22 protein-coding genes and 1 riboswitch are annotated in these 24,304 nt (G+C 64.4%); of the genes, 12 read left to right on the top strand and 10 right to left on the bottom strand.

The genetic code is table 11. The features are described from left to right. Positions 1-10 precede the first annotated feature (10 nt). Entirely contained in the window at positions 11-1,474 is a 1,464-nt protein-coding gene (locus AC54AF_RS17745; RefSeq protein WP_496637584.1) for a PAS domain-containing sensor histidine kinase, read from the top strand. After that, positions 1,471-2,814, top strand: a complete 1,344-nt coding sequence (nosR, locus tag AC54AF_RS17740) for a response regulator c-di-GMP phosphodiesterase, NosR family (protein ID WP_496637583.1) — start codon at positions 1,471-1,473, stop codon at positions 2,812-2,814. Before AC54AF_RS17745 ends, nosR begins: the two co-directional genes overlap by 4 nt. Here the strand turns inward: nosR and AC54AF_RS17735 are convergent. The 5 genes from AC54AF_RS17735 to AC54AF_RS17715 all read right to left on the bottom strand — a co-directional run bounded on the left by AC54AF_RS17735 (position 2,811) and on the right by AC54AF_RS17715 (position 7,747). After that, on the bottom strand, positions 2,811-4,139 hold the full coding sequence (locus tag AC54AF_RS17735; protein ID WP_496637601.1) for an ATP-binding protein: 1,329 nt from the start codon (positions 4,137-4,139) through the stop codon (positions 2,811-2,813). The genes nosR and AC54AF_RS17735 overlap by 4 nt on opposite strands. Before the next feature lie 93 nt (positions 4,140-4,232). Further along, positions 4,233-4,904 (bottom strand): hypothetical protein, encoded by a 672-nt coding sequence (locus AC54AF_RS17730; protein WP_496637582.1) that lies wholly within the window; start codon positions 4,902-4,904, stop codon positions 4,233-4,235. After that, positions 4,901-5,932 (bottom strand): MlaD family protein, encoded by a 1,032-nt coding sequence (locus tag AC54AF_RS17725; protein ID WP_496637581.1) that lies wholly within the window; start codon positions 5,930-5,932, stop codon positions 4,901-4,903. The genes AC54AF_RS17730 and AC54AF_RS17725 overlap by 4 nt, the downstream gene beginning before the upstream one ends. Positions 5,933-5,988: 56 nt before the next feature. After that, positions 5,989-6,807 (bottom strand): MlaE family ABC transporter permease, encoded by an 819-nt coding sequence (locus AC54AF_RS17720; protein ID WP_496637580.1) that lies wholly within the window; start codon positions 6,805-6,807, stop codon positions 5,989-5,991. A 64-nt stretch (positions 6,808-6,871) separates the two neighbouring features. Next, a complete protein-coding gene (locus AC54AF_RS17715) occupies positions 6,872-7,747 on the bottom strand; it encodes a LysR substrate-binding domain-containing protein (protein ID WP_131686224.1) in 876 nt (291 codons plus the stop codon). A gap of 120 nt (positions 7,748-7,867) precedes the next feature. Here AC54AF_RS17715 and AC54AF_RS17710 point away from each other — a divergent pair, with 120 nt between their 5' ends. Beyond that, the gene (locus AC54AF_RS17710) at positions 7,868-9,241 is read left to right on the top strand and encodes an MFS transporter (protein WP_496637579.1); all 1,374 of its coding nucleotides are present in this window, start codon (positions 7,868-7,870) and stop codon (positions 9,239-9,241) included. A 7-nt stretch (positions 9,242-9,248) separates the two neighbouring features. Here AC54AF_RS17710 and ribB read toward each other — a convergent pair whose 3' ends face one another. Then, entirely contained in the window at positions 9,249-9,896 is a 648-nt protein-coding gene (gene ribB, locus AC54AF_RS17705; RefSeq protein WP_131686226.1) for a 3,4-dihydroxy-2-butanone-4-phosphate synthase, read from the bottom strand. Between the two features lie 94 nt (positions 9,897-9,990). Next, positions 9,991-10,141, bottom strand: a riboswitch (FMN riboswitch). A 183-nt stretch (positions 10,142-10,324) separates the two neighbouring features. Between ribB and AC54AF_RS17700 the strand changes: the two genes are divergently transcribed. From AC54AF_RS17700 to AC54AF_RS17680, 5 genes are all read left to right on the top strand, one after another. Next, positions 10,325-13,159 (top strand): M16 family metallopeptidase, encoded by a 2,835-nt coding sequence (locus AC54AF_RS17700; RefSeq protein ID WP_496637578.1) that lies wholly within the window; start codon positions 10,325-10,327, stop codon positions 13,157-13,159. A gap of 88 nt (positions 13,160-13,247) precedes the next feature. Further along, a complete protein-coding gene (locus tag AC54AF_RS17695) occupies positions 13,248-13,448 on the top strand; it encodes a hypothetical protein (RefSeq protein ID WP_131686228.1) in 201 nt (66 codons plus the stop codon). 144 nt (positions 13,449-13,592) lie between these two features. Next, the gene (locus AC54AF_RS17690) at positions 13,593-15,158 is read left to right on the top strand and encodes a methyl-accepting chemotaxis protein (RefSeq protein ID WP_496637577.1); all 1,566 of its coding nucleotides are present in this window, start codon (positions 13,593-13,595) and stop codon (positions 15,156-15,158) included. A gap of 86 nt (positions 15,159-15,244) precedes the next feature. Next, positions 15,245-16,114, top strand: a complete 870-nt coding sequence (locus AC54AF_RS17685; protein ID WP_496637576.1) for a ThiF family adenylyltransferase — start codon at positions 15,245-15,247, stop codon at positions 16,112-16,114. Further along, positions 16,115-17,224, top strand: coding sequence for a nitroreductase family protein (locus AC54AF_RS17680; protein WP_496637575.1), 1,110 nt, complete (start codon positions 16,115-16,117; stop codon positions 17,222-17,224). A 35-nt stretch (positions 17,225-17,259) separates the two neighbouring features. Here AC54AF_RS17680 and AC54AF_RS17675 read toward each other — a convergent pair whose 3' ends face one another. The 3 genes from AC54AF_RS17675 to AC54AF_RS17665 form a co-directional block, all read right to left on the bottom strand. Further along, the gene (locus AC54AF_RS17675) at positions 17,260-18,258 is read right to left on the bottom strand and encodes an EDSAP-1 family PEP-CTERM protein (protein ID WP_496637574.1); all 999 of its coding nucleotides are present in this window, start codon (positions 18,256-18,258) and stop codon (positions 17,260-17,262) included. 108 nt (positions 18,259-18,366) lie between these two features. After that, the gene (locus tag AC54AF_RS17670; protein ID WP_496637573.1) at positions 18,367-19,347 is read right to left on the bottom strand and encodes an EDSAP-1 family PEP-CTERM protein; all 981 of its coding nucleotides are present in this window, start codon (positions 19,345-19,347) and stop codon (positions 18,367-18,369) included. A 188-nt stretch (positions 19,348-19,535) separates the two neighbouring features. Next, on the bottom strand, positions 19,536-20,768 hold the full coding sequence (locus AC54AF_RS17665) for a nucleotide disphospho-sugar-binding domain-containing protein (protein WP_496637572.1): 1,233 nt from the start codon (positions 20,766-20,768) through the stop codon (positions 19,536-19,538). Between the two features lie 136 nt (positions 20,769-20,904). On the opposite strand from AC54AF_RS17665, the gene AC54AF_RS17660 reads away from it, so the two are divergent. The 4 genes from AC54AF_RS17660 to AC54AF_RS17645 all read left to right on the top strand — a co-directional run bounded on the left by AC54AF_RS17660 (position 20,905) and on the right by AC54AF_RS17645 (position 22,532). Then, complete coding sequence (locus AC54AF_RS17660) at positions 20,905-21,078, top strand: hypothetical protein (protein WP_496637571.1); 174 nt, start codon at positions 20,905-20,907, stop codon at positions 21,076-21,078. A 268-nt stretch (positions 21,079-21,346) separates the two neighbouring features. Further along, on the top strand, positions 21,347-21,484 hold the full coding sequence (locus tag AC54AF_RS17655) for a hypothetical protein (protein ID WP_219307004.1): 138 nt from the start codon (positions 21,347-21,349) through the stop codon (positions 21,482-21,484). A gap of 129 nt (positions 21,485-21,613) precedes the next feature. Further along, positions 21,614-21,982 (top strand): hypothetical protein, encoded by a 369-nt coding sequence (locus AC54AF_RS17650; protein ID WP_131686235.1) that lies wholly within the window; start codon positions 21,614-21,616, stop codon positions 21,980-21,982. Between the two features lie 91 nt (positions 21,983-22,073). Further along, entirely contained in the window at positions 22,074-22,532 is a 459-nt protein-coding gene (locus AC54AF_RS17645) for an acyl-CoA thioesterase (protein WP_034750191.1), read from the top strand. A gap of 87 nt (positions 22,533-22,619) precedes the next feature. Here AC54AF_RS17645 and AC54AF_RS17640 read toward each other — a convergent pair whose 3' ends face one another. Further along, entirely contained in the window at positions 22,620-24,026 is a 1,407-nt protein-coding gene (locus AC54AF_RS17640; protein WP_131686236.1) for a DEAD/DEAH box helicase, read from the bottom strand. Positions 24,027-24,304 lie beyond the last annotated feature (278 nt).

Below are 24,304 nucleotides of genomic sequence, written 5' to 3'. Positions count from 1 at the left end.
GATAGAGGCCATGGAAACAGACACAGGGCAGGCACGGCCCGCCACGCCGGAACGCCGCCAGGGCGACACCATCGCGCTATCGGCGTTTTTCGACGGCCATCCCGTGGCCACGTTCGCCATCGATACGAACCACGTGGTGACGCACTGGAACAGCGCCTGCGAACAGTTGCTGGGCTTTACGGCCGCCGAGATGGTCGGCACGCGCGACCACTGGAAGGCGTTTTATCCGCAGCCGCGCGCCTGCCTGGCCGACCTGCTGGTGGCCGACGACATCGCGCTTGGCGAAAATGACCTCTACCTTGGCAAGCTGAAGCGTTCTCCCGTGATCCCCGGCGCCTTTGAGGCCGAGGATTTCTTTGCCGATATCGGCCCCGACGGCCACTGGCTGCATTTCACGGCGGCGCCCCTGCGCGACCGCCAGGGACGCCTGGTGGGCGCCATCGAAACCCTGCGCGACGTGAGCGAACGGCGCCTTGCGGAACTGGCGCTGCGCAAGGCGCACGACAACCTGGAACACCTGGTGGCCAAGCGCACGGCCCAGCTGGCGGAAATGAACGAGCGCCTGGCCGACGATATCCGCCAGCGCCAGATCGCCGATTTGGAATTGCGCGAGCGCAACCTGGCCCTGACGGAACTGAACAGCAAGCTGTCGCTGGCCCAGCAAAAGCTGCTGCAGTCGGAAAAACTGGCCTCGATCGGCCAGCTGGCCGCCGGCGTGGCGCACGAGATCAACAATCCCATCGGCTATGTGTTTTCCAATGTGGGCACCCTGGAAGGGTACCTGGACGACCTGTTTTCCATGCTCGACGCCTATGAGGAGGCGGAACCGGCCGTCGCCGACCCCGTGGTGGCGGCGCGCCTGCGGGCGCTGCGCGAACAGATCGACCTGGATTTCCTGCGCACCGACATTCCGCTGCTGATGGGCGAGTCGAAGGAAGGCATTTCGCGCGTGCGCCGCATCGTGCAGGACCTGAAGGATTTTTCGCGCACGGATGCGCACCAGGAGTGGGTCTGGGCCGACCTGCGCCAGGGCATCGATACCACGCTCAATATCGTGAACAACGAGGTCAAGTACAAGGCCGACGTGGTGCGCGAGTATGGCGACATTCCCGATATCGAATGCCAGCCTTCCGAACTGAACCAGGTGATCATGAACCTGGTCGTCAACGCCGCCCATGCCATGGGCGAGGCGCGCGGACGCATCACCCTGCGCACGGGCAACGACAACGCGACGGAAGTGTGGATCGAGGTCGAGGACACGGGCGGCGGCATCGCGCCCGAACACCTGTCGCGCATCTTCGATCCGTTCTTCACCACCAAGGCCGTCGGCAAGGGCACGGGCCTGGGCCTGTCGCTGGCCTACAGCACGGTGCAAAAACACCATGGCCGCATCGACGTGCGCAGCGTCATCGGCCGCGGCACCACCTTCCGCATCACCTTGCCCGTGCGCCAGGCGCAGGCCGTCGCACCATGACCGAACAGGACAGCATGAGCATGAACACCAGCGCCAGCACCGCGGCCGCGCCGCCCACTATCCTGTGCGTCGACGACGAACCGAATATCCTGTCGTCGCTGCGCCGCCTGTTCCGCCCGCACGGCTACCGCGTGCTGATGGCCGAGAGCGGCGCGGCCGGCCTGGCCCTGCTCGAGAGCGAGACGGTAGACCTGGTCATCTCCGACATGCGCATGCCGCACATGGATGGCGCGCAGTTCCTGGCCCAGGTGCGCCGGCGCTGGCCCGGCACCATGCGCCTGCTGCTGACTGGCTATGCCGACATCCAGTCCATCCTCGACGCCATCAACCAGGGAGAGATCTACCGCTACGTGACCAAGCCGTGGGACGACAACGATATCGTGCTGGTGGTGCGCCACGCGCTGGAACGGCGCGCGCTGGAGCAGGAAAAGCAGCGCCTGGAAGTGCTGACGGCAAGCCAGAACGTGGAGCTGCAGGCGCTCAACGCCAGCCTGGAAGCGAAGGTGGCCACGCGCACGCAGCAGTTGAAACAGTCGCACGACGAGGTGCAGGCGGCCAACGAGCGCCTGAAGGCCACCTTCGTGACGACCATCAAGGTGTTTTCCAACCTGATCGAGATGCGCGGCGGCAAGCTGGCCGGGCATGCGCGCAGGGTGGCCGAGCTGGCGCGCAAGCTGGCGCAGGCGCTGGGCCTGGAAGGGCAGGAAGCGCGCGACGTGTTCATCGCGGCCCTGCTCAAGGATATCGGCAAGCTCAGCTTGAGCGACGACGTGCTGGAACTGCCGGCCAGCGCCTGGACGGGCGAGCAGCTGGCCGCGTTCCGCAAGCATCCGCTGCGCGCCGAGCAATTGCTGATGGCGCTCGACGAGCTGCGCGCCGTTTCCGTGATCCTGCGCTCGCAGCTCGAGCGTTTCGACGGCGGCGGCTTTCCCGATGGCCTGGTGGGCCTGGCCATTCCGCTGGGCGCGCGCATCCTGGCGCTGGCGTCGGACTACGACGGCTTGCAGATCGGCGCCATGGTGCAGCGCAGCCTGCGCGCCGACGAGGCCCGCACCCTGATCTACGACAGCGTCGGCAAGCGCTACGACCCGGCCGTGGTGGCCGCCTTCCGCAGCATCATGGACGAGACGGAGCCGCCGGCGCGCGACCTGACCGTGCTGTCGGGCCAGCTGGAGCCGGGCATGATGCTGTCGCGCGACCTGATCAGCCGCGATGGCCTGATGCTGCTGGCGGCCGAACATGTGCTGACGGCCCGCGTGATCGCCCAGCTGCTCGATTTCGAAAGCAAGAATGGCGGGCGCCTGAGCATCCGCGTGTATGCGCCGCCGAAAGACGCCTAGGCGTTCGCTGCGGCGCCAGGGGGCTGCAGCGGCAGGTGCACGGTAAAGCGCGTGCCGCGGCCCACTTCCGAGGCCACTTCGATGCGTCCGCCGTGCTTGTTGACGATGCCGTACGACAGCGACAGGCCCAGGCCCGTGCCGCTGCCGACGGCCTTGGTGGTGAAGAACGGTTCGAAGATGCGGTTCAGGTGCTCGGGCGCGATGCCGGCGCCCGTGTCGCCGATCTCCACCCACACCCAGTCGCCGGCGTGGCCGGTGCGGATGCTGATCACGCCGTCGCTGCTGATGGCCTGGCCCGCGTTGACGAGCAGGTTCATGAAGACCTGGTTCAGCTGCGAGGCCAGGCACAGTATCGGCGGCAGCTCGCCATAGTGTTTCTCGATGCGCGCCTTGTATTTCAATTCGTTGGCGACGATATTCAGGGTGCTGTCCAGGCCCGCATGCAGGCTGGCCACCTGCCAGTCCGTCTCGCCCACGTGGGAAAAATCCTTCAGCGCCTGCACGATGTCGCGCACGCGCTTCAAGCCGTCCATCGATTCGCGCACCAGGTCGCCGATGTCGTCCTGCAGGAAGGCCAGATCGGCCTGCGCGCGCACCTCGGCCACGCGTTTGTCCAGGGCCGCGCCAGCGGGCGGTTCGCGCATCGCCGCCTCATACTGGGCGATGACGTCGAACAGGGTGCCGACATAGCCTTGCAGCGAACTCATGTTCGAATTGACGAAGCCGATCGGGTTATTGATTTCATGCGCGATGCCGGCCGCCAGCTGGCCGATGGAGGCCATCTTTTCCGATTGCAGCAGCTGGTCGTGCGCTTCCTGCAACTTGCTGATCAGTAGTTGCTGCTCTTCGCCGCGCGCCTGCAGCATCGCTTCCATGCCCTTGCGTTCCGTGATGTCCGTCAGCGAACCGATCACCTCGAACGGCACGCCGTGTTCGTCGCGTACCAGGCGCAGGCTGTCATGCATCCACAGATAGCTGCCGTCGCGCACGCGGAAGCGGTATTCGTAGGCGCGCGCGCCTTCGACGAAGATCTGCGCCAGGCTGGAAAAAATGCCGGGCGCATCGTCGGGGTGGATGTGGTCGAACCAGAAGTTCGGATCGGCCACCATCTCCTCGGGCTGGTAGCCCAGCACATTCAAGGCATTGTTGCTGACAAACGTCATCTTGAAGTCGCCGCTGGGCACGGTGCAATAGATGATGGAGGGCGTATTGTCGAGCAGGTATTGCAGGCGCACGGCCGTGGCGGCCGGCGTCTCATCGCCAGGCGCCGCCGCGGCTTGCCGGCCGGTATCGGGCGTGGAAAGGTCGAAATCCTCGAACTGCATCGTCATACCTCGCTGCCTGCACGGCATAGCTGTCATCCTGGCTCGATTATGCCTGATTCCGCCTGCCTTGGGCCACCGATCGTCATCGGCGCATCAAGGAGCCAGCGGCTGCTCGACGATCGCCATGCGCCGTGCGATGCGCTGCGCCGCTTGCGTGTCGCCCGCCTGTTCGGCGCGCAGGCGCTGCACGCCCAGCCAGGCCAGCAGAGGCCGGCGCCAGCCCTGGTCCGAGGCGGTGGCGACAGCCGTATCGAGCAGCGCCGGCGTGGCGCGGCCCGAGCGCAGCAGCACGCCGGCCGCCACCAGCCGCGACAGCGGGTCATTGATGGCCGCCACGGCGCTGGCGGCGGCCGTGTCGGAGGCGGCGCCGGCGGCCGCCCGCTGCGCTTGCGGCAGCAGGGCGACGTCTGCCGCCTGCCCCTTGCCGGCCAGCCAGGCCGCATACGCGCGGTCGGCGGCTGTCGCGTCGGCCTGCAGCGCGTCAAAGCCGGCGCAGTCCTCGAAGGCCAGGCTGGCCGCGCGCGCGGCGCAGCGCAGCAGTTCGATGCGCGCCACGAGTTCAAGCTTGCCCGTGCCGGCCACCTGGCTGCGGGCGCGCCGGAATTCCGTCTGCTCGACCAGGGTGTTGCCATTCAAATAAGCCGCTTGAAACCGTTCGATGGAACTTTGCGCATTCATTTTCCAGTCCGGCACGGGCGGGCCGCCGGCGCAGGCGGCGAGCAAGGTGCATAGCAGGGCGGCGATGGCGGGGCGGGATATGGTCATGGCAGTGTGATCTCCGGATTGCGCTTGAACGGCCATTTGCGGTTGATGTCATTGACCAGCTGCTCGACCTTGCGCAGATTGCTTTCCACGTCGGCGCGCAGCGGACCCAGGTCGGCCGTCGCCGCCCTGGCATTGGCGCCCACGGCTTGCGCCTCGACCAGCACGGCGTCGACTTTTTTCAGGCTGGCGCGCGTATCGGCCAGCAGGGCGTTCAGCTGCACGATGGTGGCCTGCGCATCCGTCATCACGCCCTTGTCGCCAAAGACGCGCGTATCGGCATTGGCCACCAGGCCATCCGTGCGGCGCGCCAGCTGGTCGGCCGTGACCAGCAGCGCGTTGGCCCGCTCGACCAGCAGGCGCGATTGCTTGTCGTCGCCCGTCAGCAAGCCCATGGCGCCGCCCGGGCCGCTCAATTTGCCCGTCACTGCCTGCACGTTGCGCAAGGTGCCGTCGAGGGCGGAATCGCTGCCCGTCAGGCTGGCCACGTTGTTCAGCAAGTCCTTGGCGGCGGCCAGCAGGCGGGGGATTTCCGCCGCCATGTCGCCCACCAGCAAGTCGCGCGTGGCGTCGTCGGGCAGCGGCGGGTCCGTCAGGATGCCGCTGTAGGCGCGCAGCTTGGCGCCACCGACGATGCCCCGTTCCAGGGTGAAGATGGAACTGGTGCGCAGCCAGTGCGCGTCTTTGCGCGGCACGTCGACGATGACGCGCGCGCGGCCGTCCGGCGCCAGTTCGATGCGCTGCACGCGGCCGATGGGAAAGCCGGAAAAGGTCAGGTCGGCGCCCACGCCGACACCATCGGAATCGTCGGCCGTCAGCACCAGCGTCTGCGTGGCTTCGAAGGCGCCGCGCGCATACATCAGATAGACGACGGAGCCGACCACCAGCACGAACATGAAGACGAGCAGGATGGCCGCCTTCAGTTCGGCGTGGCGCACGGGAGGCGGGGCGGGCAAGACGGCATCTTGCGCGAGACCGGCGGGCGCCGTGACGTCGACCTGGTCGGGATTGGGGGGCTGGCTCTGGCTCATGGATTCTGGCTCTCGTATGGGTGGTTCGGGGATCGCTGGCGGCGGCGGGCGGGGCATCAGTAGTAATTGCCCATCAGCGAAGCCACTTCGACCAGCAGGATGACGGAAAACAGGCGCAGCATTTCGGACAGGCCGTGCGCGGCCCACAGGCGCTTGCGCCGGCCGTGCGGCTCGTCCGGATAGTAGGACGAGGCCAGCGGGATCAGGGCCACGGCAAAGCTGAAGAAGATCACCTTGAGCATCAGGATCAGGGCCACGGCCGGATTGAAGATCTGCCCCACGACGCGCGTATAACCCTGCAGCGCCCACGGCGTAAAGCCGTAGATGGTGATATAGGCGAGGATCAGCGAGGTGACGCAGCTGACGATGGCCAGCATCCACACGGCGAAGATGCCGGACATGACGCGCGGAAAGTATTCGCGGCGCAGCAGGTCGATGCCCTGGCGCTGCATGGTGTCGAGCATGCCGGAAGAGCGCATTTGCGCGAATGCAATGCCGTCGGGCAGGGTCAGGCGCAGGGCCACGAACAGGGCGGCCGTCAGCGGGATCAGTTCCAGCACCAGCACGCGCACCACCATTTCCAGCGCATAGCGCGACAGGCCGTAGCTTTGCGCGCTGACGACGACGATGCGGATCAGCACCAGGCTGACCAGCGCGCTGGCCACGCTGAACCAGACGAGGTTGGGCGCCGTGTTCGTCACCAGGCGGTGCGCGAGGATGGGGCGGTTGTCGCGGTTGTAGCTCGAGGGCGACAGGGCCAGCGAAAACACGAGGATGGCGAAATGCAGCATGCGCCACCAGCTGACCAGCCAGGCCATGGTGGCCCGGTGCAGGCGGCGCAGGCTGATGATGAGGGAGACGGATAGGGTCATCATGGCATCTTAACATCAGGCCGCCCCGGCAAGCACGGCTAGCGTGCGCGCGCTGCTCTTTCTGTTCCTATTGACCGGCCACGCTGGCGACGCTGTGGATAATCGCGTCGGCCGCCGCGCGCACGCGGGCGGAGCGGTTCAGGTCGGCATGCATGACCAGCCACACGTCGTAGCTTTCCGCCCGCTCGGGCCAGATGCGCACGAGCTGCGGGTCGATGTCGCCCAGGTGGGTGGCCAGCTCGGCCACGCCCAGGCCCGCGCGCGTGGCTTCCTGCAGCATCGCCGCCGAGTTCACTTCCATGGCGACCCGGGCGTTGGCGACGGACTCGCCGGCGATGTTCTCCCCATGGCGCGGCGTGACGGAATGGTGGTAGATGACGATGTCGTGCCCGGCCAGCGCCGTGCCGCGCACGGGCTCGCCCCGTTCCGCCAGATAGCTTTTTGAGGCATACAGGCCCAGGCTGCGCTTGACGAGGTGGCGCGAGATCAGATCCGGGTCGGTGGGGCGCACGCCGCGCACGGCCAGATCCGCTTCGCGCCGCGTCAGGCTGGCCAGCGCCGGCGCCACGTTGAGCACGATGCGGATGTCGGGGTGCGCCGCATGCAGCTGCTGCATGGCGCGGATGACGAAGTGGCTGGCCATGGTGTCGGTGGTGGCCACGCGCACCAGGCCAGACAGGCGGTTGTCGACGCCCTGCATCTCGCGCTGCAGCTTGTCGGCCGCCCGCTCCATCGCTTCGGCGGCCGTGAGCGCCAGCTCGCCGGCCGGCGTGGGCACATAGCCCGATGGCGTGCGCAGGAACAGGGTCGCGCCCAGCGAGCTTTCCAGCGCGGCCAGGCGGCGCCCGCAGGTGGCCTGGTCGATGCGCAGCAGGGCCGCCGCGCCGCGCAGGGTGCCGGCCCGGCCGATGGCCAGAAAGATGCGCGCGTTATCCCAGTCCATTGCGTTTCCTTCGTCCGGTTGTTGATGCATTTTTGCATCAATGCGCCGATTTTATGCCTGTTTACTGCATCATGCAACGCTCGCATAATGGCTGCCCCGCTGTCCCTGCAAGGAAATATCATGATTGCCCCCACACCGCACCGCGCCAGCGGCTTGATCCTGCTGACCCTGGCCTTCGGCTTCGTCATGGCCATGCTCGACGTCACTGCCGTCAACGTGGCGCTGTCCGATATCGCCCTGGACCTGGCCATACCGCTGACGGGCCTGGTGTGGGTGGTCGACGGCTACACCTTGACGTTTGCCGCGCTGCTGCTGGCCGGCGGCGCGCTGGCCGACCGCTACGGGCCGAAAGCCGTGTACCAGGGCGGCCTCGGCGTCTTCATCCTCGGCTCGATCCTGTGCGGCGCCGCGCCCGACGGGCATTTTTTGACGGCGGCGCGCCTGCTGCAGGGCGCGGGCGCGGCCCTGTTCATGCCCAGTTCCCTGAGCCTGCTGACGCACAGCTTTGACGACGAGCGCGAGCGTACGCGCATGCTGGGCGCCTGGTCGGCCCTGGTAGGCGTGGCGGGCGCGTCCGGTCCCCTGATCGGCGGCATCCTCGTGCACCAGTTCGGCTGGCGCAGCGTGTTCTGGGTGAATGTGCCGCTGGGCGTGCTGGCCATCGTCATGGCGCAGCTGCTGCTGGCCGCGCCGGCGCGCCAGCCGCGCGATTTGTCTCTGTTCAGCCATGCGCTGGGCGTGGCGGCGCTGGCGGGCCTGAGTTTTACCTTGATCGAAGGGCCCGTGCTGGGCTGGCTGTCGCCGGGTGTGCTGGCGGCGGGGGCCTTGACGGTATTGTCCGCCGGGCAATTGCTGCGGCGCGAGCGCAGCGGCAGCCATCCGTTGTTGCCGAGTGCACTGTTTCACAGCAGCAGCTTTGGCGCGGCCAACGGCGTGGGTTTTCTGATCAATTTCTGCGTGTTTGGCCAGCTGTTCTTGTTGAGCCTATTCCTGCAGCAGTCGGGCGGCGCCGATGCCTTGCAGTCGGGCTTGCGCCTGCTGCCCATGATGGCGGCCTATACGGTGGGAAATTTCCTGGCGGGCGGTATCGCGGCGCGCCATGGCACGCGCTGGCCCATGCTGGCCGGCTTGCTGGTGGGCGCCGTGATGGCGCTGTTGCTGATGGCATTGCGTCCGGGCACGCCATATTTCCTGCTGGCGCTGGGCACGGCCGTCATGAACGTGGCCATCGGCATCGCCATTCCCGCCATGACGGCCACCGTGATGCGGGTGGCCGGCAAGCAGCATGCGAACAGCGCGGCGGCGGCCCTGAATGCCAACCGCCAGATCGGCGCCCTGGTGGGCGTGGCCGTGATCGGCAGCATCCTGCACATGGTGCCGGACTGGTCGCTGCGCTTGCCGCTGGCCTACGCGACGATCGCCGTCGCGTATGGCCTGGCGGCGGGCCTCGTCTACCGGCACGTGCATCTGCCGAAGGCCGTGGCCGCTGCCTGAAGCAGGTTTACTGTTCGCGCGTGCTGCGCCATTCCACCAGTTCTTCGATGGTCAGAATCGGCATGCCGTGCAGCTCGGCGAAGCGCTCGATAGCGTCGCCACGCATCATGGTGCCGTCCGGGTTCATCAGTTCGCACAGCACGGCGGCCGGGTTCAAGCCCGCCATGCGCGACAGGTCGACGGAGCCTTCCGTGTGGCCACGGCGCTCGAGCACGCCGCCGGGCGCGGCGCGCAGGGGGAACACGTGGCCAGGGCGCACCAGGTCGGCCGGCTTGGCGTCCGGCGCGATGGCGGCGCGGATGGTGGTGACCCTGTCCGCGGCCGACACGCCCGTCGTGACGCCGTCGCGCGCCTCGATGGAGACGGTGAACGGCGTGCCGTAGCGGCTGCCATTATCGGACGACATGGGCGGCAATTCCAGCGCGCTGACGACGTCCGTCGGCAGGCACAGGCAGACGATGCCGCTGCATTCGCGGATCAGGAGGGCCATGGTTTCGTGCGTGAGTTTCTCGGCCGACAGGATCAGGTCGGCTTCGTTTTCACGGTCGAAATCGTCGAGCAGGATGACGGGAATGCCGGCGCGCATGGCGGCCAGGGCGGATTGGATGCGACCTTCCAGGTCGTTGGAAAGCAGGGTATAGCTGTTGACTAACATGGTGAAACGCTCCTCGCATAGGCGAAAAACGCTGCAGGGCAAGCGAATAGACGCAACTGGCCGCATCGCCGTGGCGATGGGACATCACACTACTGCACATCTTCTTTCATCCGGACTATACCGTCGGCTCTGGAGTCTCACCAGATCTGCTGACCTCATCAGGCGGAACCTGACAAGCGCTCGCGGGCTCGACCGTTGCCGGTCTTACCGCCGGTGGGGAATCGCACCCCGCCCCGAAGACGTCGTTGTGCCGGTCCACATGACCGGCGGCAATACTTTAGCACAATTGACCAAAACTGGCAGGGCACTGTTGCGTTTGTCATTCGGCAAAGTTGCCTGGGAAAAGCAATTTTTCCTAAGCTGTTTTTAATGGCGGAAAGACGATTTCAGTGTAAGGTACGCCTACTGAATCTTACCGTTGAGAATACATGAAGCTGAGTACATTACGCCTGATCTCGGGCGCCGTCTTGCTGGCGTGCGCCTGCATGGCCCAGGCGGAAATCCGTTTGAGCGATCCCTTGCCGCTGGCACCCGAAGTGACCGTTGGAAAATTGCCGAACGGCTTGACCTATTACATCAAGAAAAATGCCCGTCCCGCGCAGAAAGTGGAATTGCGCCTGGTGGTGAAAGCCGGGTCCATCCTGGAAGATGACGACCAGCAAGGCCTGGCGCATTTCACGGAACACATGGCCTTCAATGGTTCCACGCATTTCAAGCGCAATGAGCTCATTTCCTACTTGCAATCGATCGGCGTGAAGTTTGGCGCCGACTTGAACGCCTACACGAGCTTTGATGAAACCGTGTACGTGCTGCCGATTCCGACGAACAAGAAGGAAAACCTGGAAAAGGGTTTTCTCGTGCTGGAAGACTGGGCGCATGGCTTGAAGTTCAATCCTGCCGACATCAACAGCGAGCGCGGCATCGTGCTGGAAGAGGCGCGCCTGGGCAAGGGCGCCAGCGACCGCATGAACAAGGTCTTGTATCCGAAGCTGCTGAACGGTTCGCGCTATGCGCAGCGCATGCCGATCGGCAAGGAGTCCGTCTTGAAGACGTTCAAGCCGGAAGCCATCAAGCGCTTCTATAAAGACTGGTACCGGCCCGACCTGATGGCCGTGATGGTGGTCGGCGACGTGGAACCGAGCCAGGCTGAAAAGCTGATCCAGCAGCATTTCGGCAAGCTGAAAAACCCCGCGAAACCGCGGCCGCGCCTGTATGCGGAAGTGCCGCAGCGCTCGCAGACTGAAGCGCTGGTGATCACGGACAAGGAAGCGCCGGACGACACGGTCTTCATCCGCTACCCGATCCGCGCCGCGCAGGAGCCCGTCACCATTGCCGACTACCGCCGCCAGATGATCGAAAACCTGTATGGGCAAATGCTCAGCGCGCGCATGCAGGAATTGACGCAGCAAGCCAATCCCCCATTCATCCAGGGCGGCAGCAGCATGGGCAAGCTGGTGCGCGGCTATGAATCGTTCAGTGCGTATGCCTTGCTGGGCAAGGGCGGCGTGCAGCCGGCCGTCGATGCGCTGGTGCAGGAAGACGAGCGGGCGCGCCGCTTCGGTTTCAGCCAGGATGAGCTGGACCGCGCGCGCAAGAACATGCTGCGCAATTACGAGCGCGCATACAGCGAACGCGACAAGTCCGATTCGGCCGGTTTCGTGGCCGAGTATTCGCGCAACTTCCTGGAGCAGGAAGCCATCCCCGGCATCGCCAATGAATTGCTGTATGCGCAGGAACTCTTGCCGCAGGTAACGCTGCAGGAAATCAACGAGACGGTGGCCAAGGTCATCCCTGACCAGCAAAAGAAACTGGTGGTCTTCATGGGCACCGAGCCGAAAGCGGGCGCCAGTGTTCCCACGCGGCAGCAATTGCTCGACGCCGTGGCGCAAGCCGAGCAGCAGAAGGTCGAGCCGCGCACGGAAAAAGTCCTGGCCAGCAAGCTGATGGACGGCCCGCCGGCCGGCGGCAGCGTCGTCGCTGAAAAGTTGAATGGCGCCATCGGCGTGACGGAACTGACCCTGGGCAATGGCGTGCGCGTGCTGTTGAAACCGACCGACTTCAAGAATGACCAGGTGCTGATGGGCTCGACGCGCTTCGGCGGCCAGTCCCTGTTTGGCGACGCCGATATCTATAACGCCCGCTACGCCAGCGCCGTGGTCGGCAGCATGGGCCTGAAGGATCTGGCGCCGCTGGACCTGCAAAAGGTGTTGGCCGGCAAGACGGTCAATGTGGGCGCTTCGCTGGGTGAACTGAGCGAAGGCTTTGGCGGCTCGGCCAGCAGCGCCGACGTGGAAGCCATGCTGCAACTGGTATATCTGTATTTCCATGACGTGCGCAAGGATGCGGGCTTGTACCAGTCCTTCATTGGCAAGCAGCAGGACCTGGCGAAAAACAGCATGGCGCAGCCGGAAGCCGTGTTCTACGATGCCATCCAGCACGCCATGTTTGGCGACAACCCGCGTGTCGATGGCGTGCCGCGCGTGGCCGACTTCGACAAGGTGGACCTGGACCGTTCGCTGGACATCTTCCGCCAGCGCTTTTCCAGCGCGCGCGGCATGACCTTCATCTTCGCGGGCAGCTTCGATTTCGACAAGATCAAGCCGCTGATCGCCAGCTACCTGGGCACCTTGCCCGTGGCCGACGTGGCGCACGCCTACCGCGACGTGGGCATGCGCCCGGTGACCGGGGTCGTCAAGAAGGATATCTACATGGGCAGCGAGCCCAAAAGCACGATTTCCATCACCTTCAATGGCGACGTGGCGTATTCGGACGAACAAAAGCTGACCCTGCAGGCGCTGGGCGAGGTGCTGAACCTGAAAGTCATCGAAGTGCTGCGCGAAAAGATGAGCATGATCTATGGCGGCGGCTTTGAAACCTCGATGGGCCAGCATCCGTATGGCCATTACTCGGTGGCCTTGAACTTGCCGACGGGACCGGAAAACGTCGACAAGGTGATCGCCGCCGCCTTTGCCGAAATCAACAAGATGAAGATGGACGGGCCGTCCGCAGCGGACCTGGAAAAGGTCAAGCTGAACTGGATCACGCGCCAGCAGAAATCCTTGCGGGAGAATAATTACTGGATGAACCAATTGATGGGTTCGGTAACGCAGGGGCGCGACCCCGCGCACATCCTGCGCTACGCGCAGCGCGTGCGCGCCATCACGCCGCAAGCCGTCAAGCTGGCGGCCCAGCGCTATCTGGACATGCATAATTATGTGCAGGTGGTACTGTATCCGGAACGCAAAAACGTTGCAGCAAAGTAATCTTCATTGTTGAACTGCAGGGGCGGGGGCGGCGAAGCTGTTAAACTGCTGCCGATGGATGTGATCGCAATTTAACAAGCAAGGAAATATGATGGCGAAGAAAGAAGAACTCGATCCGGAAACCCTGGAGTTGATCAACTGGTGCATCGAGGTCGAAGGCTTCCTCGTGGCCGGTGGCGCCACCGTGGCGCAGGCGCAGGACCACATCGAAGAGCAGGTCGAGTGGTTTACCGACCAGTTCTACGACGGCTTGACGCCGGAAGAGGCGGCCAAGGAAGCCTTGGCCTGACCTTTCAGCAAGACTTCAGCAAGACATATGCGGGCGGTGCCTGCCGGGCATCCGCCTGGTAGCGCCGCCCGCTTTGCTTTTCCGAAAAGATTTCCACATGGAAATTGTTTATAATTCCACATTTTATTCTTTACCCAGGCTCCCATGACACTTCGTTCGCGCATTCTCCTCCTGTGTTTCAGCACCTTGCTGGGCATCGTCCTCATCGCGTCATTCTCTCTGTATTCGTTGCGGCAGACCATGATGGCCGAAAGGGTCGAGCAATTGACGGTGCTGGTGGAGTTGGCCCATGCCTCCGTGGAAAAGGCGTATGCGCTGGAGCAGTCGGGCAAGCTGACGCGTGAACAGGCCCAGCAGCAGGCCAAGCTGGCCATCGGCAGCTTCGTCAAGGACGAGATGTATTATTTTGTGCGCGATTTCAGCACCGACTTGCTGTACGTGCACCCGAATGCGTCGCGCATCGGCGTGCCGCAAAAGAACATGAAACAGTCGGGCGACCGCTACCGCGCGGCCCTGGCCAACAGCCGCATCGGCCTGGTGCAGGCGGACGGCACGCGTCCCGGCGTGAAGGACCCGGTGGCGAAGATGTATGCGGTGGTGAAATTTGCGCCGTGGGACTGGCTGATCGGCACGGGCACCTACATCGATGACATCAACCACAAGTTCTGGGCCCAGGCGGGCGTGCTGCTGGCCATCGGCGGCGCGCTGATGCTGGTGGTGGGTGCCCTGGCGGCCTTGATGCTGCGCCGCATCCTGGGCCAGCTCGGTGGCGAACCCGACTATGCAGCGGCCATCGTCGCGCAAATCGCCCAGGGAGATTTGACGACGCAGATCGATACGCGCCCCGGCGATACGTCCAGTTTGCTGATGGCGATCAAGGCCATGCGCGACAACCTGGCCCATCTGGTGAGCCAGGTGCGCAACGATGCGGAATCCATTTCCACGGCGTCGGGCGAAATCGCTTCCGGCAACCACGACCTGTCGGCGCGCACGGAGCAGCAGGCGGGGTCGCTGGAAGAAACGGCCTCGACCATGGAAGAAATGACCTCGACCGTGCGTCAGAATGCGGACAATGCGCGCCAGGCCAACCAGCTGGCCATTTCCGCCTCGCAAGTGGCGACGCAGGCCGGTGGCGTGGTGAGCCAGGTGGTCGATACCATGGGCGCCATCAATGCCTCGTCGAAAAAGATCGGCGACATCATCGCCGTCATCGACGGCATCGCTTTCCAGACGAATATCCTGGCCTTGAACGCGGCCGTGGAAGCGGCGCGCGCGGGCGAGCAGGGCCGCGGCTTCGCCGTGGTGGCGTCCGAAGTGCGCAACCTGGCGCAGCGCTCGGCCGCCGCGGCGAAAGAGATCAAGCAATTGATCGACAGTTCCGCCGAGCAAGTGGGCGCCGGTGAAAAGCTGGTGGCGCTGGCGGGCGAGACGATGGAAAAAGTCGTCTCCAGCGTGCAGCACGTGACCGATATCGTGGCCGAGATTTCCTCGGCCAGCGCCGAGCAAAGCGCCGGCATCGAGCAGATCAACCAGGCCATCGTCGAGATGGACAACATGACGCAGCAAAACTCGGCCCTCGTCGAGCAGGCGTCGGCGGCGGCGCAGGCCATGAACGAGCAGGCGGCCGGGCTGGCGCAGATCGTCAGCGTGTTCAAGGTGGGCGCAGTGGCACCGGCAGCTGCCGCGGCGCCGCGGCGCCTGGCGCGCTAAGCGCTTTCGTCTGTCATTGGGGAACTTATCCCTGGCTCACCTGTCCAACCTTCTTCGTCCGCAAGGGATGCACAGAAGAGGTGAGCATGACAGACGGTTTTTCCTATCACGCGGCATTTGCCCGCAACCTGGGCTGGGTCACGCAGGCGGAGCAGGACAGCTTGCGCGGCAAGCGCGTGGCTATTGCCGGCATGGGCGGCGTGGGCGGCGTGCACTTGCTGACCCTGGCGCGGCTGGGCATCGGCGCCTTTCACATCGCCGATTTCGACACCTTCGATATCGCCAACTTCAACCGCCAGGCTGGCGCCATGGTGTCCACCCTGGGCCAGCCCAAGGTGGCGGTACTGGCGCAGATGGCGACGGACATCAATCCCGAACTGGAGATTAGACAATTTACTGACGGCATACACGACAGCAACCTGGCCGAGTTTTTTGCCGGCGTCGACCTGTATGTGGACGGCCTGGATTTCTTCGCCTTTCCCGCGCGCCAGGCGACCTTCGCCACGTGCGCCCGCCTGGGCATCCCCGCCATCACGGCCGCGCCGCTGGGCATGGGCACGGCCGTGCTCAGCTTCCTGCCGGGCGGCATGACGTTCGAAGCGTATTTTGGCTGGGGCGACTTGCCCGAGGAAGAAAAAGCCCTGCGCTTTCTCGTCGGGCTGGCGCCGGCCGGCTTGCACGGTCCCTACCTGGTCGACCCGTCCGCCATCAACCTGAAGGAGCGGCGCGGGCCGTCGACCATCATGGGCTGCCAGCTGTGCGCGGGCGCGGCCGCCACGGAAGCCTTGAAGATATTGTTGAAACGCGGCAAGGTGATGGCGGCGCCGCACGGCATGCATTTCGACGCCTACCGCAACAAGCTCGTGCATACCTGGCGTCCCGGCGGCAACCGTCATCCGCTGCAGCGCCTGACGATGGCCATCATCAAGCGCCGGCGCGCGGCGCAGGGGGCATAAATGGCGCAAGCACCGCTGATCGCGCAGATCGATTCTGTGCTGGAAAACATCCTCGAGCAGGCGCGCTGGGCGCCCAGCGGCGACAACACGCAGCCGTGGCGCTTTGAAATCGTCGACCAGCGGCACGTGGTCGTGCATGGCTTCGATACGCGCAGCCATTGCGTGTATGACCTCGACGGCCACCCCAGCCAGCTGTCGCTCGGTGCCTTGCTCGAAAGCATGGCGCTGGCGGCCAGCAGCCATGGCCTGCGCATGGAGGCGCGCCGGCGTCTGTCCATGCCCGACACCTTGCCCACGTTTGATGTGCAATTTGTCGACAGCCCCGGCATGCTGCCCGATCCGCTGGCGGCCTTCCTGCCGCAGCGCAGCGTGCAGCGGCGCCGGCTCAGCACGCGCAGCCTGCGCGCCAGCGAAAAAACCGCGCTGGCGGCCAGCTTGCCGCCCGGTTACGGCGTGCAGTGGTTCGAAGGCGGGCGGGCGCGCATGGCCTGTGCGCGCCTGATGTTCGACAATGCGAAGCTGCGCCTGACCATGCCCGAAGCGCACAAGGTGCACCGCGACGTCATCGAATGGGGCGCGCGCTACAGCAGCGACCGCATCCCGGAGCAGGCGCTCGGCGTCGACCCCATGACGGCGCGGCTGATGCGCTGGATCATGCAAAGCTGGCGCCGCGTGGATTTCTTCAATACCTGGCTGGCGGGCACGCTGGCGCCGCGCCTGCAGATGGACTTGCTGCCCGGCCTGTATTGCGCCGCGCATTTCGTGCTGCTGGCCGATGCGCCACCACGCCAGATCGACGACTACGTGGCGGCCGGCCGCGCCATGCAGCGTTTCTGGCTGACGGCAACGCAGCTGGGCCTGCAATTGCAGCCGGAACTGACGCCGCTGATTTTTGCCCGCTATGTGCGCGAACGGCGTACTTTTTCGCGCACCGATGGCATGCAGGAAATGGCGCAGGAACTGGCTGTGCGGTGCCAGGCCGTGCTGGGGGAGGCGGTGTTTGAACGGGCCGTGTTTCTTGGGCGTATCGGTGCGGGACCGGCCGCCAGGGCGCGCTCGCTGCGCCGACCGCTGCAAGACTTGCTGGTGCCGCCCACGGCGGGGCAGTGAGGCGCGCGTGAGGCCATGCGGGCGTCTCAGCCTCGTCAGTGCCAGCGCCGGCGCCGTGGCACGAAGCTGGCCAGCGCCGCCAGGCCAGCCGCCAGCAGCGGCAAGGTGCCCGGCAGCGCCACTGGCGTGACGCCTGGCACGTAGGCCAGTTCGGAACTGTTCAGCATGTTCAACACCAGGGTGTAATTGCCCGCCGCCAGGGTATCCGTGACGGCGCTATACTGCCCGCCGCACGTCGTGCCGATGCCCGTGCCTGTGGGCGCGCCGCAGCCGCTGGGGTCGTAGGTGAACATGCTGCCGCTGGTGAGCGGCGTTTGCGCGTAACCGGTATTGAGATTGGCGGCATCGGCCAGTTCGGTGCCGCCCAGGATGCCGGAGCCGAGGGTGCCGTCGGGCGCCCAGTTGAAGACGATCTGGCCATTTTCATCGATGATGGTAAACGTCAGCGCCATGTTGGTGGTGGCCGCCGATCCCGTGCCGGCCAGCGCATCCAGGTACAGCTGCATGAAGGGCAGGGCCTGGAAGTCGAAGGCCAGGGTCGCGCCCGGTTGGCCGACGACGAAATTGACCGTCATCGCGGTGCTGGAACCATTGTGTCCCGAGGCGTCGGCATTGCCGCCGCTTGTGAGGAAGGTTTCTGCCGCATTCACCGTATGCGTGCTGGTCGAGCCCGGTGGAAAGGGGGGGATTTGCGAAGTGACGATCTGCGCCTCGCCGCGCGCATACGCGGCATTGCCCATGCCTTGCCGGGTAAAGTCGTTTTCTCCCTTGGTGACGGCGCCGCGTTTCGCTTGCGGCGCATCGATCTCATTGCTGCCGCCATGGATGATGCTGCTGCCGTCGAGCGTGGCGGTGGTGCGCGACAGGTCGATGTTGTTGATCAAGGTGGTGGAGCCGCTGGGATTGCTGATGACCAGGCCAAAGACGCTGGTGTACGAATAGCCGTAGGCGGCGGCACTGGCGGTGCCACTGCTGGCCAGCAATAGCCAGGCCAAGAAGACCGTTGGCAGTCGGCTGCAAGAAAATATAGTCATGAAAATCCTCATCTCCTGATCGGCCGCGTTGTAAGGAAAACCGACAGGCTTGCCACATAAAAAAGGCGAGGAGAGCCCCTCGCCTGTGAATCCCTCCTGTTGCCTGCTTCAGGCGGCAACCTTGCGGCGACGGGCATAGCTCAGGCCGGCCAGACCCAGGCCCAGCAAGGCCAGGGTGCCCGGTTCCGGCACCGCTTGTTTCACCAGGTCCACGCTTTCCACCGCATTCAGGGTCAGCGTGTAGTTGCCGGCCGTTAAAGCATTGCTGACGGAGCTGAAGTTGCTGCCGCACGCTGTGCCAACGCCGGTGCCCGTGGGCGTGCCGCAGCCGGAAGGGTCGTAGGTGAACAGGTTGCCGCGCGTGAGGAAATTGGTCGCCAGGCTGGTGTTCAGGTTGGCGCCATCGGCGTTTTCCGTGCCGCCGAAGATGCCAGACCCGATCGCGCCATCGGGTGTCCAGTTGAATACCGTCGCGCCGGTCGCATCCGTGATGGTGAAGGTGACGACCAGGTTGGCCGTTGCGGTAGACAGCTGGCCGACCGTGCTTTGCAGGAAGACTTGCATGAAGGGCGATGCCAGGAAGTCAAAGCTCAGGGTTGCCGTGGGCGAACCGACGATGAAATCGACGGAAAAGCCCGTGGTCGAGCCATTGCGCCCGGAGGCGTCGGCCGTGCCGGCGGGGCCGTCGAGGTGGGCTTCGGCCACGTTCACCACCTGGGTGGAGGTGGAGCCGGGCGGGAACGAGGGAAACTGCGTGCTGACGATCTGCGCATCGCCGCGCGAATAATTGCCCGATGGACCTTGCTGCGTGAAGTCATTCTCGCCCTTGGTGACGGCACCGACGTTGGCGCGTGGGGCATCGAGCGAGCCGGAGCCGCCATTGATGACGCTGACGCCATTCAGGGTGGCCGTGCTGCGCGAGATGGTGGTGCTGTTGGCGACCGTGATCTGGCCCGTCGGCACGGCGATCACCAGGCCGAAGATGTTGTTGTACGAATAGCCGTAGGCGCCCGCCTGTGCGCTACCGGCGGCGCACAGCATGGCCAGTGCCGTTGCGGCCGGGAGCAGTTTCAGTTTGGAGAGTTTCATTGTGTTCACCTCGTGGTTGAGTGAGTCTGGAAGTGTTGCCTGAGTCCTGTCGGCAGGTGCTCATGGCCAGTACCTAGCGACTTCCATGCCAACGCATGAGGTTCTTTTGAAATCAATGACTTGGCGTGCTTTTGTTGGCGCGGTGCAGGTGTTGCCGGACGCACTGTAAGAAAAACCGACGCCGCCCGTCAAGGCTGGCTGCCATGCGGCAACGGGCCCAACAGGGCGCGCATATGGGGCAGCAAGCGCTGCCCTGGCACATAGTCGCGCATGGCCGTGGCCAGCTGGCGCGCCGCCAGCCTGGCCCGGCCATCGTCGAGCATGCGCGTGGCGGCATGGCGCAGGGCGGTTTCCTGGAAGCGGTCGGCGCGCAGCAGCAGGCCGGCGCCGGCCCCCGCGATGCCATGCATGTTGAGGAATTGATCGAGGTTGCCGGCGATGCCGATGACGGGTACGCCTGCCGTCAGCGCCTGCTGGCTGGTCGGGCTGCCGCCGTTGCAGATCACCAGGCTGGCGCGCCGGGCCGCTGCGTCGCCCGGCAGAAAGGGCGCGACACAGGCGTTCGGCGGCACGGCGTCGATGCGGATGGTGCCGGCCGTGGCCGCCAGTACGGTGACGGGCAGGGGCGCCAGCGCGCGCAGCACGCGCGGCAGCAACTGCCCCTGGCCGGAGCTGCCCAGGGTGACATAAATAATGGGCCGTCCGCTGCTCAGTTCCGGGCGCTGCCACCAGTCCGGCAAGTCGAGCGGCGGCGCCCAGATGATGGCGCCCAGGTAGTCGTGCGTGGACGGCATGGCATGCGGCGGGAACAGTTGCGGAATATCCGCGTACAAGGTGTGGTCGGCATCCGTATAGATGCGCCGCAAGTCGCTGCCCAAGGATGGCAGGCCATGGCGGCGGCGCACGCGGTTCAGGGGCACGGCATGCGAGGCGAAGGCCAGCGGGCGGATCAGGCGGAACAGGGGGGCGGCCAGCCAGATGGGCAGCATGCCTGTCAGGGGCAGGCTGGGCACCGTGTAGTGCTGGCGCACGTAAGGGCTCCAGTAGGCATTGCTGATGGTGATGTAGGGAATGCGCTGCAAGCGGGCGCTGACCGACAGCGACAGGCGAAAGTCGCCGATCACGAGATCGGGCTGGACGGCATTGAGCAGGCGCAAGTCGTCTTCCACATACGCGTGCAGCGTGCTTTCCGTGTAGACAGGCTTGCCGCGGGCTAGCGCCTGCAGGAATTGCAGCGATGAAATACTGTCGATGCGCCAGCGCCGGAAGGGGGCTTGCTTGAAACAAAAGTCGTAGCCATCGGCGCAGGCGAAATGCACCTCGTACTCTTGCTCGTCCAGGCCCTGGGCCAGGCTCAGGGGGCGGCCAACATGGGCCAGGGTCGCTGCCTCGGCCATAAAGAGGATTTTCTTGCGCGCCATGGGGATCGCTTGCACTCGCAGGAGGAGATACCTGCCAAGTTGGAGTGACGCCACGCCGTTTAGTTCCCCCGCAGCCTGCCAGTGGCGGGCGCCAGGATTTGGCCGCATCGGCTACAGTGGGGCAAAGGAGGTCACCATGCAGCCACAATTCCATCTTGCCCCGTTGCGTGCGCACAGCACGCCCGAACCCGATATGCCGCCACCGCCGGAAGGCGATCCCGTCACGCCGCCGCCGGAACAGCCGCCCCACATCGACCCCGTGCCGGTCGAGGAGCCGACGCCGCCACCACTGCCCGTGAAAATGCATTGACCGGATCGCGCGGCAAGTTCTCGCAGCCCGCAGCCATGGCGCATGGCGACCCGTCATGCGCGGTCGCGGGGAGACCTGTACCGCGTTTATTTCCAATCGGAAATGGACTGCGGTGCCGCCGCCGGCGCCACGCCATTTAAACAACAAAAATGCGCATAAATGTTGCCGAGTGGATACAAATCAAGCTCTAACTGTCGAGTGTCATGCGGCCGTCACGATTCTGTTCTTATAATGAGACATCATAAAAATTCTTGTACAGGAGACCATCATGGGCAATTCCTTGCATAACAAAATCTACCTGGGACGTCGTCCTGTGATGACCAGCAAAAACCTTTTGGCACTGGCGCTGGCGGGCGCCGTGGCGGGTTGTGGTCTGGCATGGCTGCTGCTGCGCAGCTATAAATAAGGGCTGTCCAGCCCGCCTTTCAGTCGTCCGTTCGCGGCGCGAGCGGTGACCGATTCACGTTGCCTGTTGCCGATGCGCAGCGGGGCGCGTACCATGGGGGCCGAACACCTGGCCTTTTATGGAAAAGTAATGAAGAACGAGAAATTAACAACCGATGAATATGACGCGCTGGAGCAAGTTGCACGCGGCATCAAGACCGAGCGCCCCAGCGCTTGCGTTGCCCGCAATGCCAAGCGCCTGTCCGGCCTGAAGCTGCTCAGCTATGCACGCGATGGCCGTCTGTCCATCACCGAGAAAGCGCAGCAACTGCTGTTCCTGCGCCGCTGCATCATGGGCTTGCGCGCCGTCGCCGCCGATCCGCTGACCAAGCTGGAGTCGGACGTGGCCTATTTCCTGGGCAAGAAAGCCCATATCGTGGCGCGCGCCGAAGGCGAGGGCCACGACATTTCCGACAAGGGCCGCGAGTCGCTGGCCGACATCGACACCCTGGGACTGTAGCAGCCTGTCCCGGCAACCGGCCCCTGGGGCCGGTTTTTGCATCCCCCTCTTTTTATTCTTTTCCCCTTTGGAGAACACTTTGGACAGCGCGATGAACTGGTCGGCCCACGAACTGACGATGACGGTCTTGATGACGCCCGATATGGCCAATTTTTCCGGTAACGTGCACGGCGGCACCATCCTGAAATACCTCGACAGCGTTGCCTATGCCTGCGCCAGCCGCTATTCGGGCAGCTACGTGGTCACCCTGTCGGTGGACCAGGTGATGTTCCTGCAGCCTATCCACGTGGGCGAACTGGTGACGTTCCTCGCCTCGATCAACTACACGGGGACGACGTCGATGGAAGTGGGCATCCGCGTGGTGACGGAAAACATCCAGCAGCGCCTGGTGCGCCATGCCAACAGCTGCTATTTCACGATGGTGGCCGTCGATGCCAACCGCAAGCCCGTGGCCGTGCCGCCGCTGGTGCTCGAGACGCCGGAGCAGCACGCGCGCTTCGAGCAAGCCAAGCTGCGCAAGTTGTCGCGCCAGAAAGTGTCGAAGAAATAAATGCGGCGGACATGAAAAAGCGGCCACCAGAGTGATCTGGTGGCCGCTTTTTATTGCCTGCCGCCTATTGGCGGCGGTGCGCCGTGATTAACGGTCGCCATAGCTGCGGCGTGCGCCGTCGGTGCTGCGCGGGTTGGAACCCTTGTAGCCGCCGCCGGTGCTCGGTGCGCCGTCTTTGCGTGGTGCGCCGGGCTTGCTGAACGTGCGTTGCGCTGGCTTCGCGCCGCCACGGTTGTCGCCTGGTTTCCAGCCGCCTGGACGGGCGCTCGAACGTGGTGCCGACGCCGTTTTCTTCGGCTCGAAACCTTCGATGACATTGACCGGGATCAATTGCTTGGTGAAGCGTTCGATGCGCTTGACGTTCATGCCTTCAGCGTGGTTCACCAGCGAGATGGCCAGGCCATTGCGGCCAGCGCGGCCGGTACGGCCGATGCGGTGGACGTAGTCTTCCGGGAACTTCGGCAGATCGTAGTTGAACACGTGGGTGATCGTTGGCACGTCGATACCGCGGGCGGCAACGTCGGTGGCAACCAGCACTTTGACCTGGCCGCGGCGCATGCCGTCCAGGGTGCGGTTACGCGCGCCCTGATGCATGTCGCCGTGCAAGGCGGCAGCCGAGAAACCGGCGATGTTCAGACGGTCGGCGATGGTGTCGGCGTCACGCTTGGTAGCGGTGAACACAACAGCCTGGTCCAGCGTTTCGTCGCGCAGCAGGTGGTCCAGCAGGCGATTCTTGTGCGACAGATCGTCGACGAAGTGGACGCGCTGGGTGATGTTTTCATGCTTGTTCGACGAACCGGCGATCTGGATGACCAGCGGGTTTTTCGTGATGCGGCGCGCCATGTTGCCAACGACGCCGTCCAGCGTTGCCGAGAACAGCATGGTTTGACGGCCTTCTGGCGTCGCTTCCACGATCTTTTCGATGTCGTCGATGAAACCCATGTCCAGCATGCGGTCGGCTTCGTCCAGCACCAGGATTTCCAGTTGCGAGAAGTCGATCTTGCCCGAGTCCATGTGGTCGATCAGACGGCCAGGCGTGGCGACGAGAATCTCGGGATTCTTGGCCAGCAATTGCATCTGTTTAGGGTAAGGCATGCCGCCCAGGATCGACACAGCCTTGATGCGGCGGATGCCGGTGCTGTATTTGTCGGTGTTGGTGGTCACTTGCAGGGCCAGTTCGCGCGTTGGCGTCAGCACCAGCATTTTTGGTTGGGCAGCCTTGAAACGTGGACGCTCGCCGCGGGCGCGCGATGCTTGCATTTCCTGGTTCGGCGTCTTGCCGGCGGTGCTTTGTTCGGCGCTGGCCAGTTTGTGCAACGACGGCAGCATGAATGCTGCGGTCTTGCCCGAACCGGTCTGCGACGAGACCAGCAGGTCACGGCCTTCGATCGCGGCTGGAATCGCTTGCGACTGTACCGCGGTTGGCGCGGTGTAGCCCGATTCGGTCAGAGCGGCGATGATGGACGGATGCAGGCCTAAGGATTCAAATGTCATTCTTTTCTTTCGTAAAAATCAGCGTTCTTGCAAAAAGCAGAACGCAAAATAGCAACGCCAACCAAAACGAAATGACTCAACTAGAAAGAAATTTCGGCACAAAAGCTTTGCGCCGGGACGGTGTCAGGTGCGACACACAAGGCGGGAGGGCTTTATAAGCGGCATCCTGTGGATGCGCTAAGGCTTGCGAAGCTGCTAAGTTTGTAGTGCAGTACTGCGGTGTTGCCATCGCTTCAAGGGAACATATTGCAGCGCACAACGACACTATATCGTATTTG

The sequence above is a fragment of the Janthinobacterium sp. JF4 genome (assembly GCF_059617925.1).
Note: the sequence above shows the minus strand (reverse complement) of the source record. Positions and strands in the feature narration are given on the sequence as shown.

Bases quoted from the DNA above. Each gene is read 5' to 3' on its own strand.
- ribB (WP_131686226.1), bottom strand. From the start codon at position 9,896: ATGTTAGTCAACAGCTATACCCTGCTTTCCAACGACCTGGAAGGTCGC.
- AC54AF_RS17675 (WP_496637574.1), bottom strand. From the start codon at position 18,258: ATGACTATATTTTCTTGCAGCCGACTGCCAACGGTCTTCTTGGCCTGG.
- AC54AF_RS17690 (WP_496637577.1), top strand. From the start codon at position 13,593: ATGACACTTCGTTCGCGCATTCTCCTCCTGTGTTTCAGCACCTTGCTG.
- AC54AF_RS17730 (WP_496637582.1), bottom strand. From the start codon at position 4,904: ATGACCATATCCCGCCCCGCCATCGCCGCCCTGCTATGCACCTTGCTC.
- AC54AF_RS17685 (WP_496637576.1), top strand. From the start codon at position 15,245: ATGACAGACGGTTTTTCCTATCACGCGGCATTTGCCCGCAACCTGGGC.
- AC54AF_RS17745 (WP_496637584.1), top strand. From the start codon at position 11: ATGGAAACAGACACAGGGCAGGCACGGCCCGCCACGCCGGAACGCCGC.
- AC54AF_RS17710 (WP_496637579.1), top strand. From the start codon at position 7,868: ATGATTGCCCCCACACCGCACCGCGCCAGCGGCTTGATCCTGCTGACC.
- AC54AF_RS17720 (WP_496637580.1), bottom strand. From the start codon at position 6,807: ATGATGACCCTATCCGTCTCCCTCATCATCAGCCTGCGCCGCCTGCAC.
- AC54AF_RS17680 (WP_496637575.1), top strand. From the start codon at position 16,115: ATGGCGCAAGCACCGCTGATCGCGCAGATCGATTCTGTGCTGGAAAAC.
- AC54AF_RS17660 (WP_496637571.1), top strand. From the start codon at position 20,905: ATGCAGCCACAATTCCATCTTGCCCCGTTGCGTGCGCACAGCACGCCC.
- AC54AF_RS17670 (WP_496637573.1), bottom strand. From the start codon at position 19,347: ATGAAACTCTCCAAACTGAAACTGCTCCCGGCCGCAACGGCACTGGCC.
- AC54AF_RS17735 (WP_496637601.1), bottom strand. From the start codon at position 4,139: ATGCAGTTCGAGGATTTCGACCTTTCCACGCCCGATACCGGCCGGCAA.
- AC54AF_RS17645 (WP_034750191.1), top strand. From the start codon at position 22,074: ATGAACTGGTCGGCCCACGAACTGACGATGACGGTCTTGATGACGCCC.
- AC54AF_RS17700 (WP_496637578.1), top strand. From the start codon at position 10,325: ATGAAGCTGAGTACATTACGCCTGATCTCGGGCGCCGTCTTGCTGGCG.
- AC54AF_RS17655 (WP_219307004.1), top strand. From the start codon at position 21,347: ATGGGCAATTCCTTGCATAACAAAATCTACCTGGGACGTCGTCCTGTG.
- AC54AF_RS17650 (WP_131686235.1), top strand. From the start codon at position 21,614: ATGAAGAACGAGAAATTAACAACCGATGAATATGACGCGCTGGAGCAA.
- AC54AF_RS17715 (WP_131686224.1), bottom strand. From the start codon at position 7,747: ATGGACTGGGATAACGCGCGCATCTTTCTGGCCATCGGCCGGGCCGGC.
- AC54AF_RS17695 (WP_131686228.1), top strand. From the start codon at position 13,248: ATGATGGCGAAGAAAGAAGAACTCGATCCGGAAACCCTGGAGTTGATC.
- nosR (WP_496637583.1), top strand. From the start codon at position 1,471: ATGACCGAACAGGACAGCATGAGCATGAACACCAGCGCCAGCACCGCG.
- AC54AF_RS17725 (WP_496637581.1), bottom strand. From the start codon at position 5,932: ATGAGCCAGAGCCAGCCCCCCAATCCCGACCAGGTCGACGTCACGGCG.
- AC54AF_RS17665 (WP_496637572.1), bottom strand. From the start codon at position 20,768: ATGGCGCGCAAGAAAATCCTCTTTATGGCCGAGGCAGCGACCCTGGCC.
- AC54AF_RS17640 (WP_131686236.1), bottom strand. From the start codon at position 24,026: ATGACATTTGAATCCTTAGGCCTGCATCCGTCCATCATCGCCGCTCTG.